This window comes from Nonomuraea sp. AD125B, assembly GCF_041402765.1.
Classification (GTDB): domain Bacteria; phylum Actinomycetota; class Actinomycetes; order Streptosporangiales; family Streptosporangiaceae; genus Nonomuraea; species Nonomuraea bangladeshensis.
This window is the reverse complement of the sequence record NZ_JBGLOU010000002.1, coordinates 65,160-87,513: the sequence shown is the minus strand read 5'-3', so window position 1 is coordinate 87,513 and position 22,354 is coordinate 65,160. Positions and strand designations below refer to the sequence as shown.

The window sequence follows — 22,354 nt, the reverse complement described above, 5'->3', positions numbered from 1 at the left end:
GATACCCGCGTCTGCGGGCTTTCCTACGCAGGCGGGGCATCGTCCTCCGCCTCGCTCGCCGCGGAATCGAGTCCGGTCAGCGGTTAGGACGCCACCGCCGGGTGGGGGAGCGGACCGACCCGATTCTGGGCAGCGACGCGCGACGGTTCCGCCGCGACGAGCTGATCGGTGGCCTCACCTTGCTCATCGTCGGGCAGGTGAGCCGCCCGACCTACCGGTGGCTCCTGCGGCAGCGCCTGGCGCTGATGCTGGCCGAGGCGCGTCAGGCGCTCGATCCCGAAGGGTTCGCCCGGCTTGAACAGCACGCCCAGGACGCGATCGGATGGGCCCGCTCAGACGCGATGAACAAGCTCACCTGGATAGTGATCCACAAGGGTGGCGCCGTCGCGGACATCACCGTCGGCGACGGCGTCGAACTGACGGCCGCCCTGGAGGAACATCACTTCCGGGGAAGCGCCGGACGGCCGCTGTTCTACGCGCTGCTGAAGGAGACCGGGATCCTGCCCGCCACCGCTCCACCGCGGCTGCGGGCGCTACGCATCGAGGCCCGACCTAGCATTGAGCAGGTCGTCGACAAGTACGGCATCGAGTGCCAGCCGATCCGGGACCTGATGGTCGACTACCTCACCGAGCGGGCGCCCGACCTGGACCACACCTCGCTCCGCTCGATCGCCCGCAACCTTTGCCGACTGTTCTGGCGCGACCTGGAACTCCACCACCCGGGCATAGACTCCCTGCACCTGCCGCCAGAGATCTCCCAGGCATGGCAAGAGCGGCTCGCCTACAACCGCGATGCCGACGGCAACCCGATCCGCCCGCGCGTCAACTTCCGCAGCGAGCTGGTCTTCGTCAAAGCCTTCTACGAGGACCTCGCCCGCTGGGCCCTCGACGACCCCACCCGCTGGGCCAAGTGGGCAGTCCCTTGCCCGATCAAGGCCAGCGAATGCGCCACGAAGAAGTCCAAATCCGGCGTCAAGTCGCGGATGGACCAGCGCACCCGAACCCAGCTCCCGCTCATGCCCGCCCTGGTGCGCGCGGTCGAACAGCAGCGCAAGGCCGCCGAACACCTCATCACCACGGCCCGGGCCACGCCAGAAGGCGAGGTCTTCACCGTCGAGGGCCGCGCATTCCGACGATGCCGGCAAGGTCCGTCCGGACGCGTCTACGTCATCGAGGTCGCCACCGGCAAGAAGCACAGCCTCACCCACGAGGAAGAGGCCGCGTTCTGGTCCTGGGCGACCGTCGAGGTGCTGCGCACGACCGGGATCCGGATCGAGGAGATGCTCGAACTCACTCACCACAGCTTCGTCGCCTACACCCTGCCAACCACCGGCGAAAGCGTCCCCATGCTGCAAATTGCCCCATCCAAGACCGATGCCGAAAGACTCCTGCTCGTCTCGCCCGAGCTCGCGGAGGTTCTGTCCGCGATCATCTTCCGAGTCCGGCGCGGCCAAGCCGCCATGCCCCTCGTCTCCGCCTACGACGTGTTCGAGCAGACCTGGAGCGCGCCGATGCCGTTCCTGTTCCAACGCCGCTACGGCTCCGAGGACCGGGCCCTGACCCGCAGCTACATCCGCGAATGCCTGATCGCCACCTCGGCCGCCGCGCAGATCACCATCACCGGTGAATCCCTCGAATGGCGACCCCATGACTTCCGTCGAATCTTCGTCACCGACGCCCTGCGCTCCGGACTTCCACCCCACATCGCCGCCAAGATCTGCGGACACGCCCTGCTCGACACCACGATGGGTTATGCCGCGATCTACCCCGACGACGGATCACCCATCATCGGGCCTTCATCGCCCGCCGCCGCGCTGAGCGTCCCAGTGAGGAATACCGCGACCTCATGGCCAGCGAATGGGAAGAATTCTCTCCCATTTCGAGCTGAGAAAGGTCGCGCTCGGAGCATGCGGCCGCGACTTCGGAACCCCTTGCGCGCATGAAAACGCCTGCGTCAGATGCCCCCTCCTTCGCGTTGACCCAGCTCAGAAGCCCCGACTCGAAGAGATCCACGCCAACCTCATCGACCGTCTCGCCGAGGCCAAGGAACAAGGCTGGCTCGGTGAAGTTGCCGCCATCGAGACCACCCTCGTCGCTGCCGACCAGAAGCTCCAGATCATGCGAGAGGCAACCGCTCGCACGACGACCGTCAGCCTCGGCATGCCCGACATTCGCCGGTCCGTCGGCCGCTCGACCGGAAGCAGCACGTGACGCGTCGCACATGTCCCACGTCGTCGGTTGCACCATCGCCGCCGACAGTCCGTGACCACGGTCGGCGACAGAGTCATGATCACGAAATTCAGAGACCTCGTGAACCACTTTTGAGATCACTCAAGAACAGCCCCTACAGAAAGGGCTCACTCATGCGCACCATCTACGCCGTCACCCATCCGGAGGCGACGCACCACGTCGAGGGGGTCGTCGGCGGCTGGCATGATTCGAAGCTGACGCCGACCGGTCTCAGCGCGGCGGCCTCCATTGCCCAGGCGCTGCGGGCCCAGATCCCGGACGGCGCCGATGTGGAGCTGTTCTCCTCGGATCTGCAGCGGACCCGGCAAACGGCCGAGAAGGTTGCCGAGCTGTTCGGCGTAAAACCAATCCTGGACCGCAGACTGCGGGAGAAATCCTACGGAGAGGCGGGGGGAAGGCCACAGGAGTGGTTGGACCAACGATTCGTGCCGCCGCCGGCCGTCGGGGAGCGGTTGGAACACGACGAGGGCGTGGAGGGCGCCGAGACCAAGGCGGCGTTGGCGCAGCGCATCTACGCGGCCATGGACGAGATCGTGCAGCGCCCGTGTGAACACCAGATCATCGTGACGCACGGTGGCTCCCTGACATTCGTCGTGACGTCCTGGATCAAGATGCCGATCAAGGCGGTCGGCTATGCCAGTTTCCGGGTGCCATCCGGCAGCATCACCACGCTGCGCGAAGACGACTTCTTCCACTACCGCACGGTCGTCAACCTCGGTGACACCCGCCATCTCGACTCCGCCGAAGCTGGCTGACCTCTACCTGGGGCGCATCGACGGCTAACGAGGTGAGGTGCTACCGCTGAGCATGCTTCGTTCCTCAGCACGGCTCACTGAGCAAGGTGGTTGAGGGTCCAGCGTCATGCCGAGGCCCGGATCAGTCGGGAGGCGCTGTCTTCCATGATCCGGAGAATGCGCGGAATGATCTCTGGGGGCAGGCCGTCGTTCGCACGGCTGCTCCGCAGGTCGAGATTGCTGGACAGCAGGGCGAGTGACGCCCTGTGAACCGTCGGCACTCCGATTTTGGGAGCCAACGGGCCGTACGGCTCCGGACCGAGTTGGATTGACTGAACAGGCGACCCGGTCACGACCTGCGCGGCGAACTGGCCTGAACGGGCCTGGACATCGTTTGGGAACCTCCCGATCAGCTGTCGCCGGTCACGTCGCGATCTGATCGCTGCGTGATGCAGATCACATCCCCTGACGCGAACTCGTGCCGACCTCTCGGGCGAAAGCTGGTGAACCACCGCTCAGGAATTGGAGCACCATGTGACCGATGACGAATCCGATAGGGCTGTCGACGCCGAGCTGATACGGCGGTCGGAGCACGACCCGGAGTCCTTCGCCGACCTGTTCGACAGGCACGCGCCCGCGTTACGGCGTTACGTTGCCCGGCGGCTGGGCCCCTCTCTTGCCGACGACATCGTCTCCGACGCCTTTCTGACCGCTTTTCGGCGCCGTGGCCGCTATGACATGAGCCATTCTGACGCACGGCCTTGGCTGTACGGCATCACCGCTCGGCTCATCAGCCGACACAGACGTGTGGAGGTTCGGTTCTACCGGGCGCTGGTCCGCAGCGGCATCGACGAGATCGTCGAACCGTACGCCGAGCGTGTCGATGACCGGGTCGCCGCACAGCAGGCCGGTCTGGCGGCGGCGCTGGCAAAGCTGTCCCCCGGTGATCGGGAGGTGCTGTTACTCGTGGCCTGGGCCGACATGTCATATCAGGACGTGGCCCGTGCACTGGATATCCCGATCGGCACTGTCAGATCCCGCCTGAACCGAGCCAGGACGAGGACACGCCAGGCGCTCGGCGGATCCGACCCCGCGATGACCCGAGAGGAGTCTTTCGATGGATGACCTGCGATCGTTGCACGAGTGGCGTGCCGAGGTCCCCGAGCCCGGCCATGAGTGGATCATCTCGGAGCGCCGGCGGCTGCTGAAGCGGATACGGGGGCGCAGGCGATCAGTGGGGCGCCGCCTGCTTGCGATCGGGGCGCTGGGGGCCGCCGCCTCGGTCGCCGTGGCCACCCTATGGCCGCAACCGCCTGCTCAGGGGCCAGCGGCTACACCCTCAGTGGTCCGGCTCGACTCCAGCGTGGTGCTGGTCCGCGCCGCCGATGTGGCGAGCAGGCGTAGGAGCGCCCAGGTGCCGCTGCCGACGCAGTGGCACTACACCAAGACTCTGGACAAGCAGCCGAACTCAGAGACGACCAAGACCCGGGAACAATGGCTGCGCTATGACGGCAGGCAGGCCGCCTACTTGGGCGAGGACGGCCAGCTCACCGTCGGAGAGGAACACAACCCGCTGGATCCCGGCGATGACGACCTGTCGCCGCAGCAGTACGACGCCAAGCTACGCAAGCTGCCCACTGACCCGAGGAAGCTGCTGGCCAAGATCACAGGTGATCGTCACTGGATCGAGGGAGCCCGCGAGGAGGGGGTGCCCAAGAGGGTCGAACCCGCCGACGCCCGCGCTTATCGCGTGATCATGCTCTACCTGAGCAGGTACGGCACGATGCCACCGCGGCTGGAGGCGGCCATGTTCCGCGCTCTGGCGCTCATTCCCGGCGTCCGGATCGAGCAGGGCGTGAGCGACGCCGCCAGTCGCAGTGGGCTGGGCGTCTGGCTGGAGCGCGCCGGCGATGCGCGGCCCTTCCGCCGATACGACATCCTGGATCCGGCCACCTATCGCTACCTGGGAACTCGGACGGTCTGGCTGCGCGATGCGTTCATGCCTGGCAACAGCAAGCCCGCCATGCGCAAGGGAGCGGTGTGGAGCACAGCCTTGCTGACGTCGATGATCGTGGAACGTCCCGGTCAGCGGGGCTGAGCGCTCACCCGTGGGGGGGAAGCACGCAAAGATGAGGGCCGGTTTGGGGCCTGTTCGTCGTGCGCGGCCGCATGAGCCAGGACGGTGGACGGCGTGCACGGGGGCGCCGGGCTTGGCGTAATAGCGTCGTGACCAGCGTCGTCGCGGGTTCCCAGGTTGGTGATCAAGGCTACTGGCGTACCGGATTTCGGGCCTGAGCATGCGGAATGGAAGCCGCTTGGTCTGATCGCATGTGTGTTCCACCGCAGGCCACGAAGCATCGCGCAGCCAGAGTCCCGCTCCGCTTTCGCCGGCTTGGAAGACTCACTCACGCCAGCTGGCCTGAACCGGGTTCCGTCCCAGCATCCGCACCTGGCGTTCCCGGGCCGGCTTTGCTGAGGCGATCTTCCCCAGATTCTTCAGGAAGGAGCGAGATATAGATGAAGACCCGACGGCCGAGGCCATGACCGTGGTCGCGGAGGAGCTCATCCGTGCCTACCGCCAGACGGATTATTCGGCGGTTGAGAGAGCGCTGACCGCGGAGATCATTCGCTCCGTTGAAGCACTCCATCCCGCGCTAGGCCCCTCCAGCTCCCACTCTCTGCGCATCGGCAGGGGTCCTTTATCGGACTTGAGATGTTATCGAGAGCTACTTTTGGGCTGGTCGCGTCAACCCGAGTAGGGGCCCTCAAGGCCGGCAGGCAGCCGATCACCTTCCGCGGCGTCGCCCGGGAGGCCGGGGTGTTGCCCTGGCTGGTCTATGCGCCGGGCGTCCGCGAGCACCGAGCGGCGTGAGGCGATCGAGTGGGAGGCGGCCACGTCCGGCACGCGCCCGTCGGCCATCACCTACGTCGTCGGCCACCCAAGGCGGTCGAGACCGCTCCGCTGGCCTCCAGCACCAGCACCCGTACGCCGTGCAGCCGCAGCTCGGTCGTCGGCATCAGGCCAGTGGGCCCCGCCGCTCGTGATGATCACTTCATCATGCGCTCCAGTCGGGGCCGTCGCCCCGGGACGTGCCGCAAGCCCCGGGGCATCTCAGAGCGGCGGTCAGTGGCCTTGTCTCTTCAGGATGGGGCGCAGGACCTTCTCGTACGCGCCGGCGTACGTCGCCATGCCGAGGTCGCTCGGGTGCGAGCCGTCCACCAGCTCCTCAGGTCCGGGGAGGTTGTCGGCCGAGAGGTAGGAGAGACCGCTGACGCCGGAGCGGCGCAGGTTCGTGTAGGCCGTGCGCAGGGCTGCCGCGTTCTGGGCGTTGCGGGTGCGGCGGAACTCGACGAACTGGCCGTCCCCGTACCGGCGGTCCTCGACGAGCACGATGGGCGTGTCAGGGCGGGCCGCGCGCAGGATGCGGACGAAGGGCTCGGCGCGATCCGCGATCTGCTGCGGGTTCATGTTGGGGGAACTGTCGACCACGTAGACGGACGCGTCGAGTTCGGTGAGCAGCTCGGCGATCTCGGGCTCCATGCGCGCGTTGCCGGAGAAGCCCAGGTTGACGGTGGGGACGTCGAAGCGGCGGCCCAGGAGCGCGGTGATGGACATGCCGGGCCTGGACGCCACGCCGCCCTGCATGATCGAGCTGCCGTAGAAGACGGCGGGCGGGGTGGTGCGCGGTGCGACGCCGAGGAACTTGGCGCCGGACTGCACGCCGATCTCCAGCCGCTGCGGGCTGTTGTACAGCGGCAGGTAGGCGGTGTAGAGGCGCTCTCCTGGGTCGACCGCGATGCCCATCTGCTGGTCGACGTTCTGCGCTGCCGGGTGCGTGTTGGCGAGCCAGGCGTCGTGTCCTGCAGGGGTGCGCGCGTACAGGTCCACGCCGCTGTGGCCGATGGCCGGCATGTGGTACATCGCGACAGTGGCCAGGCTGAGCCGGTAGCGGGCCCGGAAGATGGTCGAGTCGGTGACGAACCGGGCCAGAAGCCCCGAGGAGTTGCGGCTGCGCACCCAGACCTCGGGGGTCACGACGCCTTCGGCCTTGGCCGGGAGCCGGTCGTAGTAGGCCGCCGTGTCGGACCAGCCCTTGCCCTCGACGCCCCAGTGCGAGACGTCGTACCAGGCGATGTCCCCCTCGATGGTGGGCGTCACCTCGACGAACTCGGTGGGCCACGCGGCGGGCGGGTTCGGAGCGGCGCCGTGCGCCGCCGCCGGTAACAGGACGGGGATCGCGAGGGCGGCGCCGCCGGCGCCCGCGAGCCCGAAGAGATGACGTCGATTGACCAGGTGGTTGCCCATCGGTGCTCCCTTGTCGGAACGATGCTGCTCAGGGCTGAGGCCGGTCGGTGAAGGCGCGGGTCGGGGCAGGGTGGTCAAGCGTCGGCCCTGATGCGACGATGATCGGACCCGGCCTGACGGTCGCGGCCAGCCGTGGGACGGAGGAGTGGCGGTGACGTCATCGCGCCCCGCCCTGGTTCACCGGAAGGTCATGATTCTTCGGTGACTGTAAGAGTTGGTATACAAGTCGTCAATACCAATCTCTGGCCGTGGCGTAAAATGCGGGGGAAGTTCGGGTGTCGCCATGATGGGGTTGGAGGGGGTGGACGTGAGCGACGCGGACGCTCGTCGCGGGCGCAAGCACAACATGGTCCGCGAGCGGATCATGAGCCTGCTCGAAGACCTCAACGTGGGTGATCCGATCCCGCCCGAGCGCGTGCTTGAAGAGGACTGCGGCGTCTCCCGGCTCACGGTGCGGCGCGCCGTCGACGACCTGGTCAGGGAGGGTCATCTCATCCGCAAGCAGGGCAGTGGCACCTACGTCGCGCGGCCCACGATCACCCAGTCGCCGACGGCGTCGTCGTTCTCGATGGGGCTGCGCCGGCGCGGCATCACGCCCTCGACCCGCCTCGTCGGCGTGGAGCGCTCCGACGCGGGCGTCCGCATGAGCTGGCGGCTGCAGATCGCGCCGTCCGACACGGTCGTGACGATTCGCCGGCTGCGGCTGGCCGACGGCGACCCGATCGCGCTCGCCACCACGACGCTTCCCGACGCGCTGGTGCCCGGCCTGCCCGCCGAGGAACTCGAGGAGAAGTCCCTCTACCGGTTGCTCTCCGACCGCTACGGCCTGAAGGTGGCGGCGGGCACGCAGACCATCGAGCCGACGGTGCTCAGCCAGGAGGAGTCGGCCGTGCTGGACGCGCCGCCGTACTCTCCCGCTTTCCTCTTCAGGACCGCGACCCGCACGTCGGACGGCGTCGCGATCGAGTTCACCCAGACGTTGTTCCGCGGCGACCGCTACATGATCACATCGGAGCTGGACCTCACGTCGACCCCGGAGGAGGACCTCGGACACCCTCGCGGAGTGACCCACAAGGCGACGTCTTTGGCATGACGACCAGCCAATTGGTCTACAAGAGATATTGACATCTTGCGCCACGGATAACACCATTTCGTGCATCGTGACCTTGCACCCCTTTTTATGGGCGCATCGATCCGAAGGCGGTCACTCATGCACAAGTCCCTGTTACGAGTCGCCGCAGGCGCGCTCTCTCTCGCACTCCTCATGCTCGGGTCGGCCTGCGGATCCGGCGGCGACGACGCCGCATCCGCGTCCGGCGGCACGGTGACCTGGTACACGCCGATGCCCGAGGAACCCGCCCGGCGGCTGGCCGAGGCGTTCAAGGCCGAGTCGGGCATCGAGGTCGAGGTGCTGCGGCAGAGCGCCGGCGAGCTCCTGGCGCGGCTCAAGGCCGAGGCCGGCCGCCCCGCGGCCGACGTGATCGGCCTGGCCAGCGGTGACGCCGGGCCGCTCGCCAAGGAGAAGCTGATCCGGTCGTTCAAGCCCACGGCCGAGGGCATCGACAAGCGGTTCGTCGACCCCGAGGGCTACTGGCACGCCAACGAGCTCATCCTGATGACCGTCGGCGTCAACGCCGACCGGTGGAAGGAGGAGACCGGCGGCGCCCCGCTCCCGACGACGTGGGACGAGCTGCTGCGCCCCGACCTGAAGGACCAGCTCGTCATGCCGAACCCGACGCTGTCCGGCACCGGGTACACGTTCGTGGCCACGCAGATCTTCCGCCACGGCGACGAGGCGGGCGCGTGGAAGTTCCTCGACGAGTTCCACAAGCTGATCGGCCAGTACACCGACAGCGGGGGAGCGCCGTCGCAGCTGGTCGCCACCGGCGAGTACGCCGCCGGCGTCTCCTTCGCCCACGACCTGCTCAACGTGCGCGGGGCCGGGTTCCCCATCGAGCTCGTCTACCCCAAGCCCACCGGCGTCGTCATCTCCGGCAACGCGCTCGTCCAGGGGGCGCCGAACCCCCAGGGCGGCGAGAAGTTCGTCCAGTGGCTCCAGGGCAGGAAGGCGTCCCAGATGATCGTCGACCTCGTCCACTCCTACCCCGTGCGCAGCGACGTGGACCTGCCCGACGGCGCGCAGGGTCTCGCCGAGCTCGACCTGGTGGACTACGACCCGGTGCGCGCGGGCGAGATGCGCGACGCGGTGTCCAAGGAGTTCGCCAAGCGGTACGGGGTCTGATGCCCGTGCCCTCGACGACCCAACAGACCATCGCACCAGAAGAGCGGACGGAGCGGGCCCCCGCGACCCGGCCGGACTGGCAGCGGCGCAGCCGCAGACGCCTGCTGGCCGACCGGATCACGGTGGGCACGCTCGTCGCCTACGTCGCCGGCCTGCTCCTCCTCCTCGTCCTCGTGCCGACGGTCGCCATGCTGTTCGAGCCAGACGGCGAGGCGTGGAGCAGGCTCGCCGAGCCGCGCGTGGCGACGGCCGCGAAGAACACCGCCGTCATCGGCGTGGCCTCGACGCTGAGCGCCACCGTGGTCGGCTTCCTGTTCGCCTACGCCCTCAGCCGGCCCGACATCAGGGGCCGGGCCGTGCTGCGGGTGATGGCCCTGCTCCCGCTGATCTCGCCGCCGTTCGTCGTCGGCCTGGCGGTGCTGCTGCTGTTCGGGCGGCGCGGCCTGATCACGCACGAGCTGCTCGGCCTGGACATCAGCCTCCTCGGCCTCGGCGGGCTCTGGCTCGTCCAGACGCTCGCCTTCTTCCCCATGGCCACGCTGACCCTGCTGCCGACGCTGAAGAACATCGGCTCCACCCTGGAGTGGGCCAGCCGGGACCTCGGCTGGACGTGGTTCCAGACCTTCCGCCGGGTCACGCTGCCGCTGGCGTTCCCCACGATCCTGAACGCGCTGCTGCTCGTCGGCATGTTCGTCATCACCGACTTCGGCAACCCCGTCCTCATCGGCGCCGGCTACCAGGTGCTCTCGGTCGAGGCGTACGTGCAGGCGGTGGGCCGGCAGGACTTCGGGATGGCGGCGGTGCTGTGCGTGCTGCTGTTCGTACCGACGCTGATCCTCTTCCTCATCCAGCGCCGCGTCCTCGCGCGGCGCTCCGCCGTCACCGTGTCGGGGAAGACGGGGAGCCTGCCGCCCGCGCCGCTGCCCGCGGCGGTGCGGCGCGGCCTCCTCACCGTCCTCGGCCTGGTCAGCGTCCTCATGATCCTCATCTACGGAAGCATCCTGTTCGGCTCGTTCACCCGGGCGTGGGGCGCGGACTGGAGCCTCACGCTGGACCACTGGCAGACGGCACTCCTGCGCGGTGACGACATCCGCAACTCCGCGCTGTTCTCCGCCACGGCGGCGGTCATCACGACGATCAGCACGCTGGTCGCCGCGTACGTCGTGCACCGCACCCGGGTCTTCGGCCGCGGCGTGATGGACGGGCTCGCGGTGCTGCCGTCGGCCATCCCCGGGACGATGATCGGCATCTCGTGGCTGCTCACGTTCAACGAGCCGCCGATCGCGTTGACCGGCACCGCGCTGATCCTGGTGCTGGTCATGGTCGTGCGGGCCATCCCGGTCGGCTATCGCACCGCGGTCACCACCATCAACCAGATCAGCCCGTCGATCGACGAGGCCGCCACCGACCTCGGCGCCTCGCGCGCCCGGGTCATCGTCCAGATCATGTTCCCGCTGCTGGGCGGCGCGTTCACCACGTCGCTCGTGTTCGGGTTCCTCCACGCGATCAACACGCTGAGCGCCGTGATCTTCCTGACCTCGCCGGGCATCGGCCTGGGCGCGCCCACCATCGTCAACCTCGCCGAGTTCGGCCAGTGGGGCGCCGCGACCGGCGTCGCGGCCGGCCTGATGGTGGTCAGCTTCGCCGGGCTCGCCGTCGCGAAGCTCGCCCTCGGCTCCCGGCTGCGGCTCTACGACCTGTGACACCTGCTGATGGAGATTCCATGATCGAACTGAAGTCGTTGTGCAAGTCGTTCGACGGGGTGCCGGCCGTTCGCGACCTCGACCTCGCCGTCGGCCGCGGCGAGTTCCTCTGCCTCCTCGGCTCCAGCGGGTGCGGCAAGAGCACCACGTTGCGGATGATCGCCGGATTCATCCAGCCGGACAGCGGGAGCGTGCTCATCGACGGCGTGGACGTGTCCGGCTACGGGCCCGACGCGCGGCCGACGTCCATGGTGTTCCAGGATTACGCGATCTTCCCGCACCTCACCGTCGCGGAGAACATCGAGTTCGGACTGAAGGCGCAGAAACTGGCCAAGGACGAGCGGGCCCGCCGTACCGCGGAGGCGCTCGACCTGGTCGGCCTCACGGGACTCGGCGGCCGGCGGCCGCACGAGCTTTCGGGCGGGCAGCAGCAGCGCGTCGCCGTCGCCCGGTCGCTGGCGATCCGGCCGTCGGTGCTGCTCATGGATGAGCCGCTGTCCAACCTCGACGCGAAGACCCGCATCCAGTTGCGCACCCAGCTCCGCGAGATCCAGCGCGACACCGGGACGACGATCGTCTACGTCACCCACGACCAGGAGGAGGCGCTGGCCCTGGGCGACCGCATCGCCGTCATGAAGGACGGCTCGCTCGAACAGCTCGGCAGCGGGCACGAGATCTATCTGGCCCCGTCCAACGGGTACGTCGCCGACTTCGTCGGCATCACGAACTGGCTGGCGGGGGAGTACGCCGGCGGGTCGGACGAGTCGTGGGAGGTGAACGTCGCCGGAGCGGTGCTCTCCGCGACGCCCGCGAGCACGTCGTCCTCCGTCGCTCCCGGCTCGCCCGTCGATGTGTCCATACGCCCTGAGGACGTGTCGCTCAGTGAGGAGGACGCCCCCGGTGAGGGAGAGCTGCGCGGCGTCGTCCGCGACGTGCAGTTCCTCGGCCCGGTCGTCCGCACCTACGTCGAGGCCGCCGGCTCGGTGATGATCGTGCACTCGGCCCAGAGCGGCTGGTCGCCAGGAGCGAACGTCCGCCTGAGCATCGGCAAGGGCGCGGCGCGGGCGTTCCCCAGCGTCGAGGGCGCGTGGCGCCCACCGCAAGCCGCCGCCCGGCCCGTCGTCGCGGCCGCGGCGAGCTGACGGCATGGGCATCGCACACGAAGAGGCGGACCTGCACGACCTGCTCGTCGAGCGAAGCTTGTCCGGCGGCATCAGGACCGTCCGCCGGCAGTCACTGGCGTACGCGCACAAGATGCTCAAAGGAGACCCCGACCACACCTTCGGCCTGGAGGAGTGGCGTGCCGCGTCCATCGACGAGGTCGTGACCGCCGTCGAGGCCGGCATCGGCGACCGCATCACGGACGGCGACCCCGAGTTCGGGTACATCGCGCCCGGGCACACGCTGGCCGGCATCAGGGCGCACGCCGACGCCCTCGCCCCCTTCCTGCGAGACGGCGGCGGCACGGTGCTGCTGGCGACCGGGCACCCGACCGGGCTGCTCGACCACTACGCCGACCTGGCGCGCGCGCTGCGGAACGCGGGCAACCAGATCGTCCGCCTCCTCGACGACCACCGGCTCGACCGCGCCGTCGGGGCCCACGCCGCCGGCGAGACGGGGATCCGGTTCTTCGGCGGGGTCGCGTGCGCCTTCCACGACGAGGCGATCCTGCACACCCACCGGCCCGACCACATGGAGGCCATGATCGCCGCGGCGACCACCGGCGGCGTGCCGATCGATCTGGTCATCGCCGACCACGGCATGGCGGGCGCGGCGATCGCGGCCGGCCTGCACACGCTGTCGATCGCCGACGCCAACGACATCGCCCTGTTCCTGGCGCGCGCCAGGGGACGGCACGAGCACGTCCTGCCGATCGAGGACAACTTCACACCCGCCGAGTTCGCGCCGGTGACCGCGTACATGCTCCGGCGCGCGACCGGTATCGCTGTTTGAGGAGGATGGTCATGTCCCGTCACGGTTTGATGCGATGGAAAGTCCCCTCTGCCCTGTTATCGGCGGCTCTCGCCCTGGCCCTGACCGGGCCGGCGTACGCGGGGACGCCGGCGCCCGCCGCCGCGCCCGTCCTCGCCGCGCCCGCCGCCGCGCCCGTCCTCGCTGCGCCCGTCCTCGACGGCCGCACCGAGACCTACCGCGAGACCCAGCCGGTCGCTCCTGGCGTCGAGCTGAGCACGGTCGAGCTGTACGGGCCCGACGGCGCCACCGGGGAGCCCGGCTGGCTGCAGACGTACCAGATGTCCGTCGACCTCAAGGCCGGCGTGCAGATCGGGCGGCTGTTCCCCGGCCAGGTCGCCGCGCGGCGGCCGCTGCTCGACATGGCGCGCGAAGCGGGCGCCGTCGCGGCGACGAACGCCGACTACTTCGACATCGCCGCCTCCGGCGCGCCTTGGGGCGTGGCCGTCCAGGACGGCGAGCTGTTGCAGTCGCCGCTGCCCAACACCAAGGCGACCCAGACGAACCAGACCGCGGTGATGTTCTCCGAGGACCAGGTCGGCGCCATCGGCGAGATCGTCTTCGAGGGCACCGTCAAGCTGCCCGGCAGGACCGTCCAGCTGGACGCGCTCAACAAGGCCGAGCTGCTCAAAGACCAGATCGGGATGTTCACCCCGGTCTGGGGCACGTACTGCCGCTGCCATCCGGTCAGGGGCGTCGCGCGGACCATCGAGGTGGTCGTGCGCGACGGCGTCGTGGCCGAGGTGGTGGACGTTCCCCGCGAGGGCGCGATCGCCGAAGGCGCGTTCGTGCTGGTGGGACGCGAGGCCGGCGCCGACGCGCTGTCCTCGCTGCGGGTCGGCGACCCGGTCTCCGTGGACTATGCCGTACGAGCTCCGGGCGACATGAAGGTCAAGGCGGCCGTGAGCGGGCGTCAGCTCATCGTCGCGGACGGCAGGCCGCTCGAACTTCCGCCCGAGAACAACACGCCGGAGCCCAGGACCGCCGTCGGATTCTCCGCCGACGGGACCAAGATGTGGCTGGTCGCAGTGGACGGCCGGCAGCCCGAGTTCTCCCGCGGCATCGGGCTGAACGAGCTGGCCAAGATGATGGCCGACCTGGGCGCCCACAGCGCGCTCAACCTCGACGGCGGCGGCTCGACGACGCTCGTCGTGCGCGAACCCGGTCAGAAGCAGGCCGACCTCGTCAACCGGCCGTCCGACGCGGCGGGCACCCGTCCCGTGCCGACCGGGCTGGCCATGTTCCTGCCCAAGGGCAGCGGCAAGGCCAAGGGCTTCTGGGTGAGCACGGCGACGGAACGCGACCGGTTCCCCGGGCCCGAGGCCGCCGCGTCGTGGCGTACCGAGCGGGTCTTCCCCGGACTGACCCGCCGGCTGACGGCGGCCGCGTACGACGAGACGTACGGTCCCGCCGGCGTGCCGCCGCGCATCAAGCCGCAGTGGCGGGTCGAGAACAGCCGGATCGGCCGGGTTGACCGCGACGGCGTCTTCCGCGCGTTGTCGTCCGGTGAGACGACCGTGACCGCCCAGCACGGCAAGGCCGCCGGAGACATCGACCTCACCGTGCTGGGCCGGCTGGCCCGCCTGGAGACCGACACCCGCCGCATCAACCTGCTGAAGAAGGACGCCCAGGGAACCTTCGAGGTCAACGGCTCGGACTCCGCCGGGTACGAGGCTCCCATCGACCCCGCCGACGTCCACCTCACCTACGACAAGGCGGCGCTGGACGTGACCGCGACCGGTACCGGCGCGTTCACCGTCACCGCGCTGGCCCCCGAGGGCGAGCACGTCGTCACGGTGTCCGCCGACGGCGTGCGGACGGAGCTGGTCGTCGGCATCGGGACGTCCCAGGACGTCGTGGACGCCTTCGACGACACCTCGAACTGGAACTTCTGGAGCCTGCGCGCCACCGGCACCGCCTCCTCCACTCCTGACGGTCATGTCGGGAACGGGCTGAAGCTGGACTACGACTTCACCCAGAGCACCGAGACGCGCGGCGTCGGCATCTGGCCGTCCGCCAACCTCCTCCCGGTGGCCGGTCAGCCGACGGCGTTCAAGCTGTGGGTGAAGTCCGAAGGCCACGACCAGCGGACCCGCCTGGAGGTCGTCGACCGCAACGGCACCCTGCACACGATCGAACCCGCCTTCATCACCGAACCCGGGTGGCAGCAGATCACGTACGACCTGCCGGACACCATGGCGTACCCGGTGAGCCTGCGCCGCATCTTCTTCAACGAGATCAACCCTGACGCCCGCTACACCGGCACCCTGGTCCTGGATGAACTGACCGCCGTGGCCGCCGGCTGACCGTCTGGGCGCGGCACCTCTGGTGCCGCGCCCAGACGGCCCTGCCATCGGTGTGACATTCAGTCCCAGATCTGCCGGGCAGTTTACCGGCGCGACGCTCCCGGCATCCGTGCGTGGCGATGGCTGCGTCCAAACCTGGCGGGGGACCAGCGATGTCAGCGCGCCGACCGCGATCAGATCCGCCAACCGCCCCGAACCACCGGTTTTCACGAGGCAAGATCACCGGGCGAGGGCACCAGCAAGATCGCCAACTAGACGGCATAGGCCTCCCGGACGGAGAACGTGCCCTTCCCGCGCACGGGCGTGGAGACCCTCGCGCGAGGGCTACACCTGGGTCAGGATTGTCGGCGAGTGTGCGCCGTGATCGCTGCGGCGAGGGGCGGCACGATCGCGCGGGGCAGCGCGTGACCAAGGCCGGGCACCGTGACAAGGGTGGCGCTGGGGATGGCGCGCGCCAGCCGGGTGGCGTGTGGAGGCGGCACGATGGGATCCTCCGGCGCGTCGATCACTAAGGTGAGCACAGAGGTGTCGGCGAGTTCGGCCCCGCGCTCCATGCCCGACTGGTCGGCCAGGGCATGGGCGGCGGGGCTGTGCCAGGTGCCGCTGTGGGCGGCGATCCGGCGTTCGAGGTCGGCGAACTCCTGGTCGTCGAAGGGCAGGACGTCGCCGTTGAGCACCCTCCAGTGCTCGACACGCCACCGCAGCTCTGCCTCGGGGTCGCGCTCCTGGCCGAGCTCGGCCCACAGAGCGAGCAGCCGGGAGTCGGGCCCGGGCAGGTCGTCGTCGGAGATGCCAGGGCTGGTGGGCGCTCCGCCGAGCAGCGCGGAGCCGAAGATCGTGGCGCTGGCCAGCCGGTCCGCGTGGTCGAGCAGAAGCAGCTGGACGAGAGTGCCGCCCAGCGACATCCCGACCACGTGAGCGCGGGCGATCCGCAGCGCGTCGAGGATCGCGACCGCGTCCCCGGCCAGCGCCCGGATCGGGTAGGGACGCTCGTGGAAGGCGCGGGTGGAGCGTCCGGTGTCGCGGTGGTCGTAGCGGATGACGAAATGGTCCCGAGACAGCAGTTCGACCAGCTCGTCAGGCCATCCCAGTCCGCTCGCGTTGGCTCCCATCACCAGCAACAGGGCGGGACGCCCGGGATCGCCGGTCGACTCAACCCAGAGCCGATAGCCGTCCGCGACCTCCACGAACGTCTCGGTGCTACGAAGTCCGCCGGTTCGCGGGTCGGTCTTTCTGGTCATGATTCACTCCTCATAAGATCTGCCAGGCTGCGCAGGACGCAGAACTCGTTGCCTTCGGGGTCGGCCATGACCACCCAGCGGCGGCCGGGGCCCTGGCCCACGTCCTTTTTGACGGCGCCGAGGCCGGCCAGCCTGGCCACCTGCGGGGCGCTCGCCGCCGTCGGGGGGCCGGGGTCGCGCTCTCGGTGCCGGCCTTTATCCGTCGCTGCACTTCAACCTCACCGAGTGCTACCGCAAGCTGGGCGATCTCGACCGCGCCCGCGAGCATCTGCGGCAGGCCCGGGCCGAGATCGGCAGGCTCGGCGACGACGACTACGGGCGGCTCATCAGGGGCGGCCTGGAGCGGCTGGAACAGCAGCTGGGCGAGGCCGACGACCGGGCCGCTCTGCCCTGCCCGCCCTGAGCTCCAGGTGAGAGCCGGTGAACCTGGCCCGCACGCGCCGGTCATGGGTGACGATGACGAGCGCGCCCTCGTAAGCGGCCAGGGCCTCCTCCAGGTCGTCCATCAGGTCAGGGGACAGGTGGTTGGTGGGTTCGTCCAGGAGCAGCAGGTCAGCCGGTCGGCTGACCATGCGGGCGAGTTCGAGCCGGCGGCGCAGGCCGGGAGAGAGGGTGGAGACCGGCGAGGCGAGCTGGGCGGCGTGGAAGAGCCCCAACGCGAGCAGCGCGTCGGCGTGTTCGGCCGGATGTCCGGGGCGGCCCGCCGCGAACGCCTCCAGGAGCGTGCCTCCCTCGTGCGCCAGGTCGCCGTGCTGACGCAGGTGACCCACGCGGGAGGCGTTGCGGACGGTGCCGCTGTCGGGCGCGAGCTCGCCGGCGAGAACGCGGAGGAGCGTGGTCTTGCCGGCTCCGTTCGGGCCGGTGACCAGGAGGCGCGCCCCTGGTCGCAGGCGCAGCGACTCGAGGTGCAGGCGCTCGCCGACCCGCACATCGGTCAGCTCCACGAGGAGGTCACCGACGCCGGCGGTGGCGAGGGGGGCGGTGAACCGCAAGGGCCGCGGAGGTGGCGGAACACGGTGCAGGTGGAGCTGGCGCAGCCGTTCCCTGGCACCGCGGACCCTGCTCATCGCCCCGTGCGCCCGCGACCTGGCGCGGAAGGCGCCCGCGCCGCTGAAGGCGGCCGGCGCCTTGCGCGGGATGCCGGCCAGCCGTCTCGCGTGGGAGTCGGCCAGCTCCTCCTGACGCCTGACCTCGGCGCGCCACTCCTCGTGCTCTCGCGCCCACCGGGCCCTCGCCGCCGCTTTGGCCGCCAGGAACCCGCGGTAGCCGTCGCCGTGACGGCGCACGGTGCGCAGATCGTGGTCCACCTCCAGGATGGTGGAGGTGACCCGCTCCAGGAAGAGCCGGTCGTGGGTGACGACGACCAGGGTGCCCCGATGGGCGCGCAGGTGGTTCTCCAGCCAGGTGATGGCCTGGTCGTCGAGGTCGTTGGTGGGCTCGTCCAGGAACAGCACCTCGGGAGCCGCGGCCAAGGTCGCGGCCAGCGCGAGTCTGGCCCGCTGCCCGCCCGACAGCAGGTTCAGCGGAAGGTCACGGTCGAGGCCGGGCAGGCCGAGGGCGGCCAGCGCGATCTCGACCCGCGTGTCGGCCTGGTATCCCTCACGGGCCTCGAACCGTGCGACCAGGTCGGCGTAGTGGGCCAGCTCGGCGGGCGTGGCATCGTCCAGGCCGAGCTCGGCCCGCCGTATGCGATGCTCCAGGTCACGCAGGTCCGCCAGCGCCACGTCGATGGCGTCGCCGGCCAGGGCGGTCATGGGCAGATCCAGCGTCTGGGCCAGATAGCCGATGCCGCCGGGCGCCGTGACGGTGACGGAGCCGTTGTCGGGGCGGCGGCGGCCGGCGAGCAGGCGCAGGAGCGTGGACTTGCCGGAGCCGTTGTCGCCGATCACGCCGACCTTCTCGCCGGGCTTGACGGTCAGCGAGACATCGTTCAGCACCACCTCGTCGTCATAGCGCGCGGTGACGCCGGACAGGGCGAGCTGGGTGCCGGGCGAGGGATGACCGATGCGCATATGAGCGTCCTCCTGGTGTCGGTACGGCCGAGGGCGTGGCGGGTGCGTCAACGGCCGCTCCCCGGGGCGGGAACGGCGTGCTCGGCGTCGCGGCTGACCTGCTCCCAGGCGGCCCAGGTCGCCATCCGCTGCCGGGAGATGTCGAAGGCCAGGTCGTACACCATGCTGCCGAGCAGCAGCCGCAGCGGCGGGTCGTCGCTGTCGACCAGCTTCAGCAGCGCCTCGGCGGCCAGGCGCGGCTCGCTGTCGACCGAGCCCTCGGCCCACTGCTTCTCCAGCTCGGCGCGCAGGGATGCGTACTCCTCCTTCGGCGTGGCCATGGTCATGCTGGTGTAGAGGTCGGTCCAGTAGCCGCCGGGCTGGACGATGCTGAGCTTGACGCCGAACGACGCGGCCTCCATCGCCAGCGACTCGCTCATGCCCTCCAGCGCGAACTTGCTCGCGCTGTACATGCCGGTGCTGGGGAAGCCGCCGAGCGCGGCGATGCTGGAGACCTGCACGATGTGGCCGGACCGCTGGGCGCGCAGGTGCGGCAGGACGGCCTGGCAGACCCACATCGCGCCGAAGAAGTTGACGTCGAGCTGGGCGCGGGCCTCGGCCTCGGTGAATTCCTCGATCATGCCCGAGGACATGGTGCCGGCGTTGTTGACCACGATGTCGAGCCGGCCGAAGTGCTCGGCGGCGGTGTCCACGGCGGCGAACACGGCGGCGCGGTCGGTCACGTCCAGGGGGAGGACGAGCAGGCGGTCGGCGTACTGGCTGGGGAAGTCCTCCAGGGTGACGGTGCGGGCGGCGGCGGCCACCCGGTCGCCGCGCTCCAGCGCGGCGAGGGCGAACGCGCGGCCGAGGCCGCGACCGGCGCCGGTGATGAACCAGGTGCGGGGGGCGGTGGTTTCCGGGGTGCGCATACGCGATCTCCGATTGGTCGGTGGTTCACAACACGAGACGGTTCGTCTCGCCTTGATGCTGTGAAGGTATCGGCTCTCCTCCGTCACGTCAATACGGTCCGTCTCGTCTGGTTTCGCGCCGGTCCCGTCGGCTGCGGCGTCAGACCGGGCGCAGGACGCAGAACTCGTTGCCCTCCGGGTCGGCCAGCACCCACCACGGGACGTCCCCCTAGGGGCTGTTTCTTAGATCTGCTGACTGATCGTGGTAATGGGGTCACGATTGGTGCATGGGTCGAGGTGACTTAACGAACGCTGAGTGGGAACGGCTCCAGCCACTCCTGCCCGCGGGCGGACAACAGGGCGGCCGGTGGAATGACCACCGCAGGACGATCAACGGCGTGCTGTACCGCGCCCGCACCGGGCTGCCCTGGCGGGACCTGCCTGAACGATTCGGCTCCTGGATCACGGTCTACAAGCGGCACCGCCGCTGGTCGGCCGATGGAACCTGGCAGATGCTGCTGACCGCGATCCAGGCCCAGCAGGACGCCGAAGGCCGGCTGGACTGGGACATCTCCGTGGATTCCACCACCGTCCGGGCGCACCAGCACGCCGCCGGTGCGCCCCGCACGCCCCCTCCGCCGGCAGCACGCGGGCCGGAAAAGGGGGACACCGCCGGGACAAAGCGGGGCGATCCGGTGCTGGCCGCGCTGGCCGCCCGGCTGGCGGAGGTGGTCAGACTGGGGAGTGCCTAGGCCGATCCCGGGGCGGGTTCACCACCAAGCTCCATCTGTCGGCCGACGGCCGCTGCCGGGTGTTGTCACTGGTGCTGACGCCGGGCCAGTACGGCGACAGTCCTCAGTTCCGGCCAGTGCTGGGCGCCATCCGCGTCCCCCGACTCGGGCCGGGACGCCCGCGCACCCGGCCTGACAGCCTGGCTGCGGACAAGGCCTACTCCTCCCGCGCCAACCGCGCCCACCTACGCCGCCGCAAGATCCGCCACACCATTCCCGAACCCCGCGACCAGCGCGCCAACCGCCGCCGGCGAGGCTCGAACGGCGGACGGCCCACCGGCTTCGACGCCGAGCGCTACAAGGCACGCAACGTCGTCGAACGGGCGATCAACCGGCTGAAGAACTTCCGCGCTGTGGCCACCCGCTACGACAAACGCGCCTACATCTTCCTCGGTACCGTCACCCTGGCCGCGCTGGTCATCTGGCTCCGAACCTGATCCAAGAAACAGCTCCTAGGCGGCTCTGCCCGTCTCAAGGTCCCGCCGCAGGGCGGCTCGGTCCAGCGTGTCGAGCCGCCAGGTGCGGGACCGCAGCGTGCCCCGGTGGCGGTACGCGCGCATGATCCGCACGTGCGCCGGCACCCGTACGAACGCGTGCAGATCGTCCTCCGTACGCCACACCGACAGCGAGCCGGCCCGGCGGGCGCCGACGTCCGCCCAGAGCCACATGCCCACCGCGCCGGGCAGCGTCGGCCATAGGCGGCTCAGCGACAGACCGTGCCTGGCGATGCCGGGCAGGTCGAGGAGCCGGTGCGTGCGGTAGTCCGTCAGGGTGGCGACCAGCGGGCCCGGCAGGCCGTCCGCGGGCCCGGCGATCCAGCGGGACGTCAGCACGCCGCCGCCGCCCGCCGGAGCAGGGGTTCGGCGGCGGTGCGCAGCTCGTCGCTGAACGGCGCGGGCCGCAGGGTGGCCGGGTCCAGGTTGACGTTGACGCGATAGCCCTCGGCGTGCACCACCGCGCGATCGGCCGAAAGCACGCGGAAGCCGTAGACGCCGCTGGTGCGGCCCAGGCGCTCGATCCAGAAGTGCACCAGCGGCTCCCCCGGCCCCGCGATGGGCACGTGGTAGGTCACCTTGAACTCGCGCACGGCCAGGAAGACGTCCTTGAACGCCGACCCGGCCAGGTCGGGGGCCCAGCCCAGGCGCTGCCAGTACGCGCTGATCGCCCGCTCGACCAGCAGGGCGTACCGGGAGTTGTGCAGCAGGCCCATGGCGTCGAGGTCGTCGAAATGCACCTGGACCGGCTCGTGCACGCCGTCTTCGGTCATGGTCAGTCCTCCGGGAGAAGCGTCGGGTCGGGGCAGAGGGCGCGCAGGCGTTGCAGCACGGCGCGGCGGGCGTGGACGAGGGAGGCCGGCCCGTCGAGCAGACGGGAGTGGATGATCACCATCTCGCCGAGCGCGTCGATCTCGTACGCGAGCTGGGCGGCGTCCACGCTCTCCACGAGCTCGCCCATCGCCACGGCCTCGGCCACCTGCCGCCGGATGAACTCCTGCCAGTCGTTCATGGCCCGCGCGACGCGGTCGCGCAACGCGCCCGGACGGTCGTCGAACTCGGCCTGGACGGTGAAGAAGAAGCATCCGCCGGGAAGCACGCCCTCGCCGTAGAACCGCAGCCGAGCCTCGTGCAGCGCGAACAGCCGCCGCACCCCGGCCGGGGCCCGCAGGGCGGGCGCCACGATCTGCTCGGTCCACTGGCGGGCGGCCCATTCCACGGCGTCGAGCTGCAGCTGCTCCTTGTCGCGCCAATGGGCGAAAAATCCGGACTTGCTGGTGCCGGTCGCCGCCGCCAGTCGCCCCAGGGACAGCCCGTCCAGCCCTTCGACGGAGGCCAGGCTCACCGCCTGCTCCAGGATCGCCTCGCGGCTGCGCAACCCGCGCAGCCGCCGGCCGTCTTGTGTCATGAACACAAA

Annotated in this window: 19 protein-coding genes and 2 pseudogenes; 12 read left to right on the top strand and 9 right to left on the bottom strand. The window is 69.9% G+C overall.

Annotation, left to right across the window (positions count from 1 at the left end):
- Window positions 1–26 precede the first annotated feature (26 nt).
- From ACBR40_RS05240 to ACBR40_RS05220, 5 genes and pseudogenes are all read left to right on the top strand, one after another.
- Window positions 27–120: pseudogene (locus ACBR40_RS05240) on the top strand (IS5/IS1182 family transposase); the annotation flags it as partial.
- A gap of 125 nt (window positions 121–245) precedes the next feature.
- Window positions 246–1,943, top strand: coding sequence for a tyrosine-type recombinase/integrase (locus ACBR40_RS05235; protein WP_371248332.1), 1,698 nt, complete (start codon window positions 246–248; stop codon window positions 1,941–1,943).
- 420 nt (window positions 1,944–2,363) lie between these two features.
- Window positions 2,364–3,005 (top strand): histidine phosphatase family protein, encoded by a 642-nt coding sequence (locus ACBR40_RS05230; protein ID WP_371247641.1) that lies wholly within the window; start codon window positions 2,364–2,366, stop codon window positions 3,003–3,005.
- Window positions 3,006–3,518: 513 nt separating this feature from the next.
- Window positions 3,519–4,109, top strand: coding sequence for an RNA polymerase sigma factor (locus ACBR40_RS05225; protein ID WP_371247640.1), 591 nt, complete (start codon window positions 3,519–3,521; stop codon window positions 4,107–4,109).
- On the top strand, window positions 4,102–5,082 hold the full coding sequence (locus ACBR40_RS05220) for a CU044_5270 family protein (protein ID WP_371247639.1): 981 nt from the start codon (window positions 4,102–4,104) through the stop codon (window positions 5,080–5,082). Before ACBR40_RS05225 ends, ACBR40_RS05220 begins: the two co-directional genes overlap by 8 nt.
- Before the next feature lie 1,026 nt (window positions 5,083–6,108).
- On the opposite strand, the gene ACBR40_RS05215 is transcribed toward ACBR40_RS05220, so the two are convergent.
- The gene (locus ACBR40_RS05215) at window positions 6,109–7,290 is read right to left on the bottom strand and encodes an SGNH/GDSL hydrolase family protein (RefSeq protein ID WP_371247638.1); all 1,182 of its coding nucleotides are present in this window, start codon (window positions 7,288–7,290) and stop codon (window positions 6,109–6,111) included.
- 307 nt (window positions 7,291–7,597) lie between these two features.
- Between ACBR40_RS05215 and ACBR40_RS05210 the strand changes: the two genes are divergently transcribed.
- The 6 genes from ACBR40_RS05210 (at window position 7,598) to ACBR40_RS05185 (ending at window position 15,512) form a co-directional block, all read left to right on the top strand.
- A complete protein-coding gene (locus ACBR40_RS05210; protein WP_371247637.1) occupies window positions 7,598–8,383 on the top strand; it encodes a GntR family transcriptional regulator in 786 nt (261 codons plus the stop codon).
- Between the two features lie 117 nt (window positions 8,384–8,500).
- A complete protein-coding gene (locus ACBR40_RS05205) occupies window positions 8,501–9,532 on the top strand; it encodes an ABC transporter substrate-binding protein (RefSeq protein ID WP_371247636.1) in 1,032 nt (343 codons plus the stop codon).
- A gap of 5 nt (window positions 9,533–9,537) precedes the next feature.
- Window positions 9,538–11,235: an ABC transporter permease gene (locus ACBR40_RS05200; protein ID WP_371247635.1), complete on the top strand. Its 1,698-nt coding sequence runs from the start codon at window positions 9,538–9,540 to the stop codon at window positions 11,233–11,235.
- A 20-nt stretch (window positions 11,236–11,255) separates the two neighbouring features.
- Window positions 11,256–12,377 (top strand): ABC transporter ATP-binding protein, encoded by a 1,122-nt coding sequence (locus tag ACBR40_RS05195; protein ID WP_371247634.1) that lies wholly within the window; start codon window positions 11,256–11,258, stop codon window positions 12,375–12,377.
- 4 nt (window positions 12,378–12,381) lie between these two features.
- The gene (locus ACBR40_RS05190) at window positions 12,382–13,188 is read left to right on the top strand and encodes a phosphatase (RefSeq protein ID WP_371247633.1); all 807 of its coding nucleotides are present in this window, start codon (window positions 12,382–12,384) and stop codon (window positions 13,186–13,188) included.
- Between the two features lie 29 nt (window positions 13,189–13,217).
- Window positions 13,218–15,512, top strand: a complete 2,295-nt coding sequence (locus ACBR40_RS05185; RefSeq protein ID WP_371247632.1) for a phosphodiester glycosidase family protein — start codon at window positions 13,218–13,220, stop codon at window positions 15,510–15,512.
- Window positions 15,513–15,847: 335 nt separating this feature from the next.
- On the opposite strand, the gene ACBR40_RS05180 is transcribed toward ACBR40_RS05185, so the two are convergent.
- The 5 genes and pseudogenes from ACBR40_RS05180 to ACBR40_RS05160 all read right to left on the bottom strand — a co-directional run.
- Entirely contained in the window at window positions 15,848–16,753 is a 906-nt protein-coding gene (locus ACBR40_RS05180; protein WP_371247631.1) for an alpha/beta fold hydrolase, read from the bottom strand.
- The gene (locus ACBR40_RS05175; RefSeq protein ID WP_371247630.1) at window positions 16,750–16,893 is read right to left on the bottom strand and encodes a VOC family protein; all 144 of its coding nucleotides are present in this window, start codon (window positions 16,891–16,893) and stop codon (window positions 16,750–16,752) included. The genes ACBR40_RS05180 and ACBR40_RS05175 overlap by 4 nt, the downstream gene beginning before the upstream one ends.
- Window positions 16,894–17,079: 186 nt before the next feature.
- On the bottom strand, window positions 17,080–18,765 hold the full coding sequence (gene abc-f / locus ACBR40_RS05170; RefSeq protein ID WP_371247629.1) for a ribosomal protection-like ABC-F family protein: 1,686 nt from the start codon (window positions 18,763–18,765) through the stop codon (window positions 17,080–17,082).
- 47 nt (window positions 18,766–18,812) lie between these two features.
- Window positions 18,813–19,673, bottom strand: coding sequence for an SDR family oxidoreductase (locus tag ACBR40_RS05165; protein ID WP_371247628.1), 861 nt, complete (start codon window positions 19,671–19,673; stop codon window positions 18,813–18,815).
- A 139-nt stretch (window positions 19,674–19,812) separates the two neighbouring features.
- A pseudogene (locus ACBR40_RS05160) lies at window positions 19,813–19,872 on the bottom strand (VOC family protein); the annotation flags it as partial.
- Window positions 19,873–19,939: 67 nt separating this feature from the next.
- Between ACBR40_RS05160 and ACBR40_RS05155 the strand changes: the two are divergent.
- A protein-coding gene (locus ACBR40_RS05155) for an IS5 family transposase (RefSeq protein WP_371247627.1) occupies window positions 19,940–20,880 on the top strand; the annotation gives its coding sequence in 2 pieces (ribosomal slippage) (window positions 19,940–20,282 and window positions 20,282–20,880; 942 coding nt in all).
- Between the two features lie 15 nt (window positions 20,881–20,895).
- Here ACBR40_RS05155 and ACBR40_RS05150 read toward each other — a convergent pair.
- Genes ACBR40_RS05150 through ACBR40_RS05140 form a run of 3 tightly spaced genes read right to left on the bottom strand, consistent with a single transcriptional unit; the run spans window position 20,896 to window position 22,345 of the window.
- Window positions 20,896–21,276: a hypothetical protein gene (locus ACBR40_RS05150; protein ID WP_371247626.1), complete on the bottom strand. Its 381-nt coding sequence runs from the start codon at window positions 21,274–21,276 to the stop codon at window positions 20,896–20,898.
- A complete protein-coding gene (locus ACBR40_RS05145; protein WP_371247625.1) occupies window positions 21,270–21,710 on the bottom strand; it encodes an acyl-CoA thioesterase in 441 nt (146 codons plus the stop codon). The genes ACBR40_RS05150 and ACBR40_RS05145 overlap by 7 nt, the downstream gene beginning before the upstream one ends.
- 2 nt (window positions 21,711–21,712) lie before the next feature.
- Window positions 21,713–22,345 carry a TetR/AcrR family transcriptional regulator gene (locus ACBR40_RS05140; RefSeq protein WP_371247624.1) on the bottom strand — a complete coding sequence of 211 codons (633 nt, stop codon included), beginning with the start codon at window positions 22,343–22,345 and terminating at the stop codon, window positions 21,713–21,715.
- Between the last annotated feature and the right edge of the window lie 9 nt (window positions 22,346–22,354).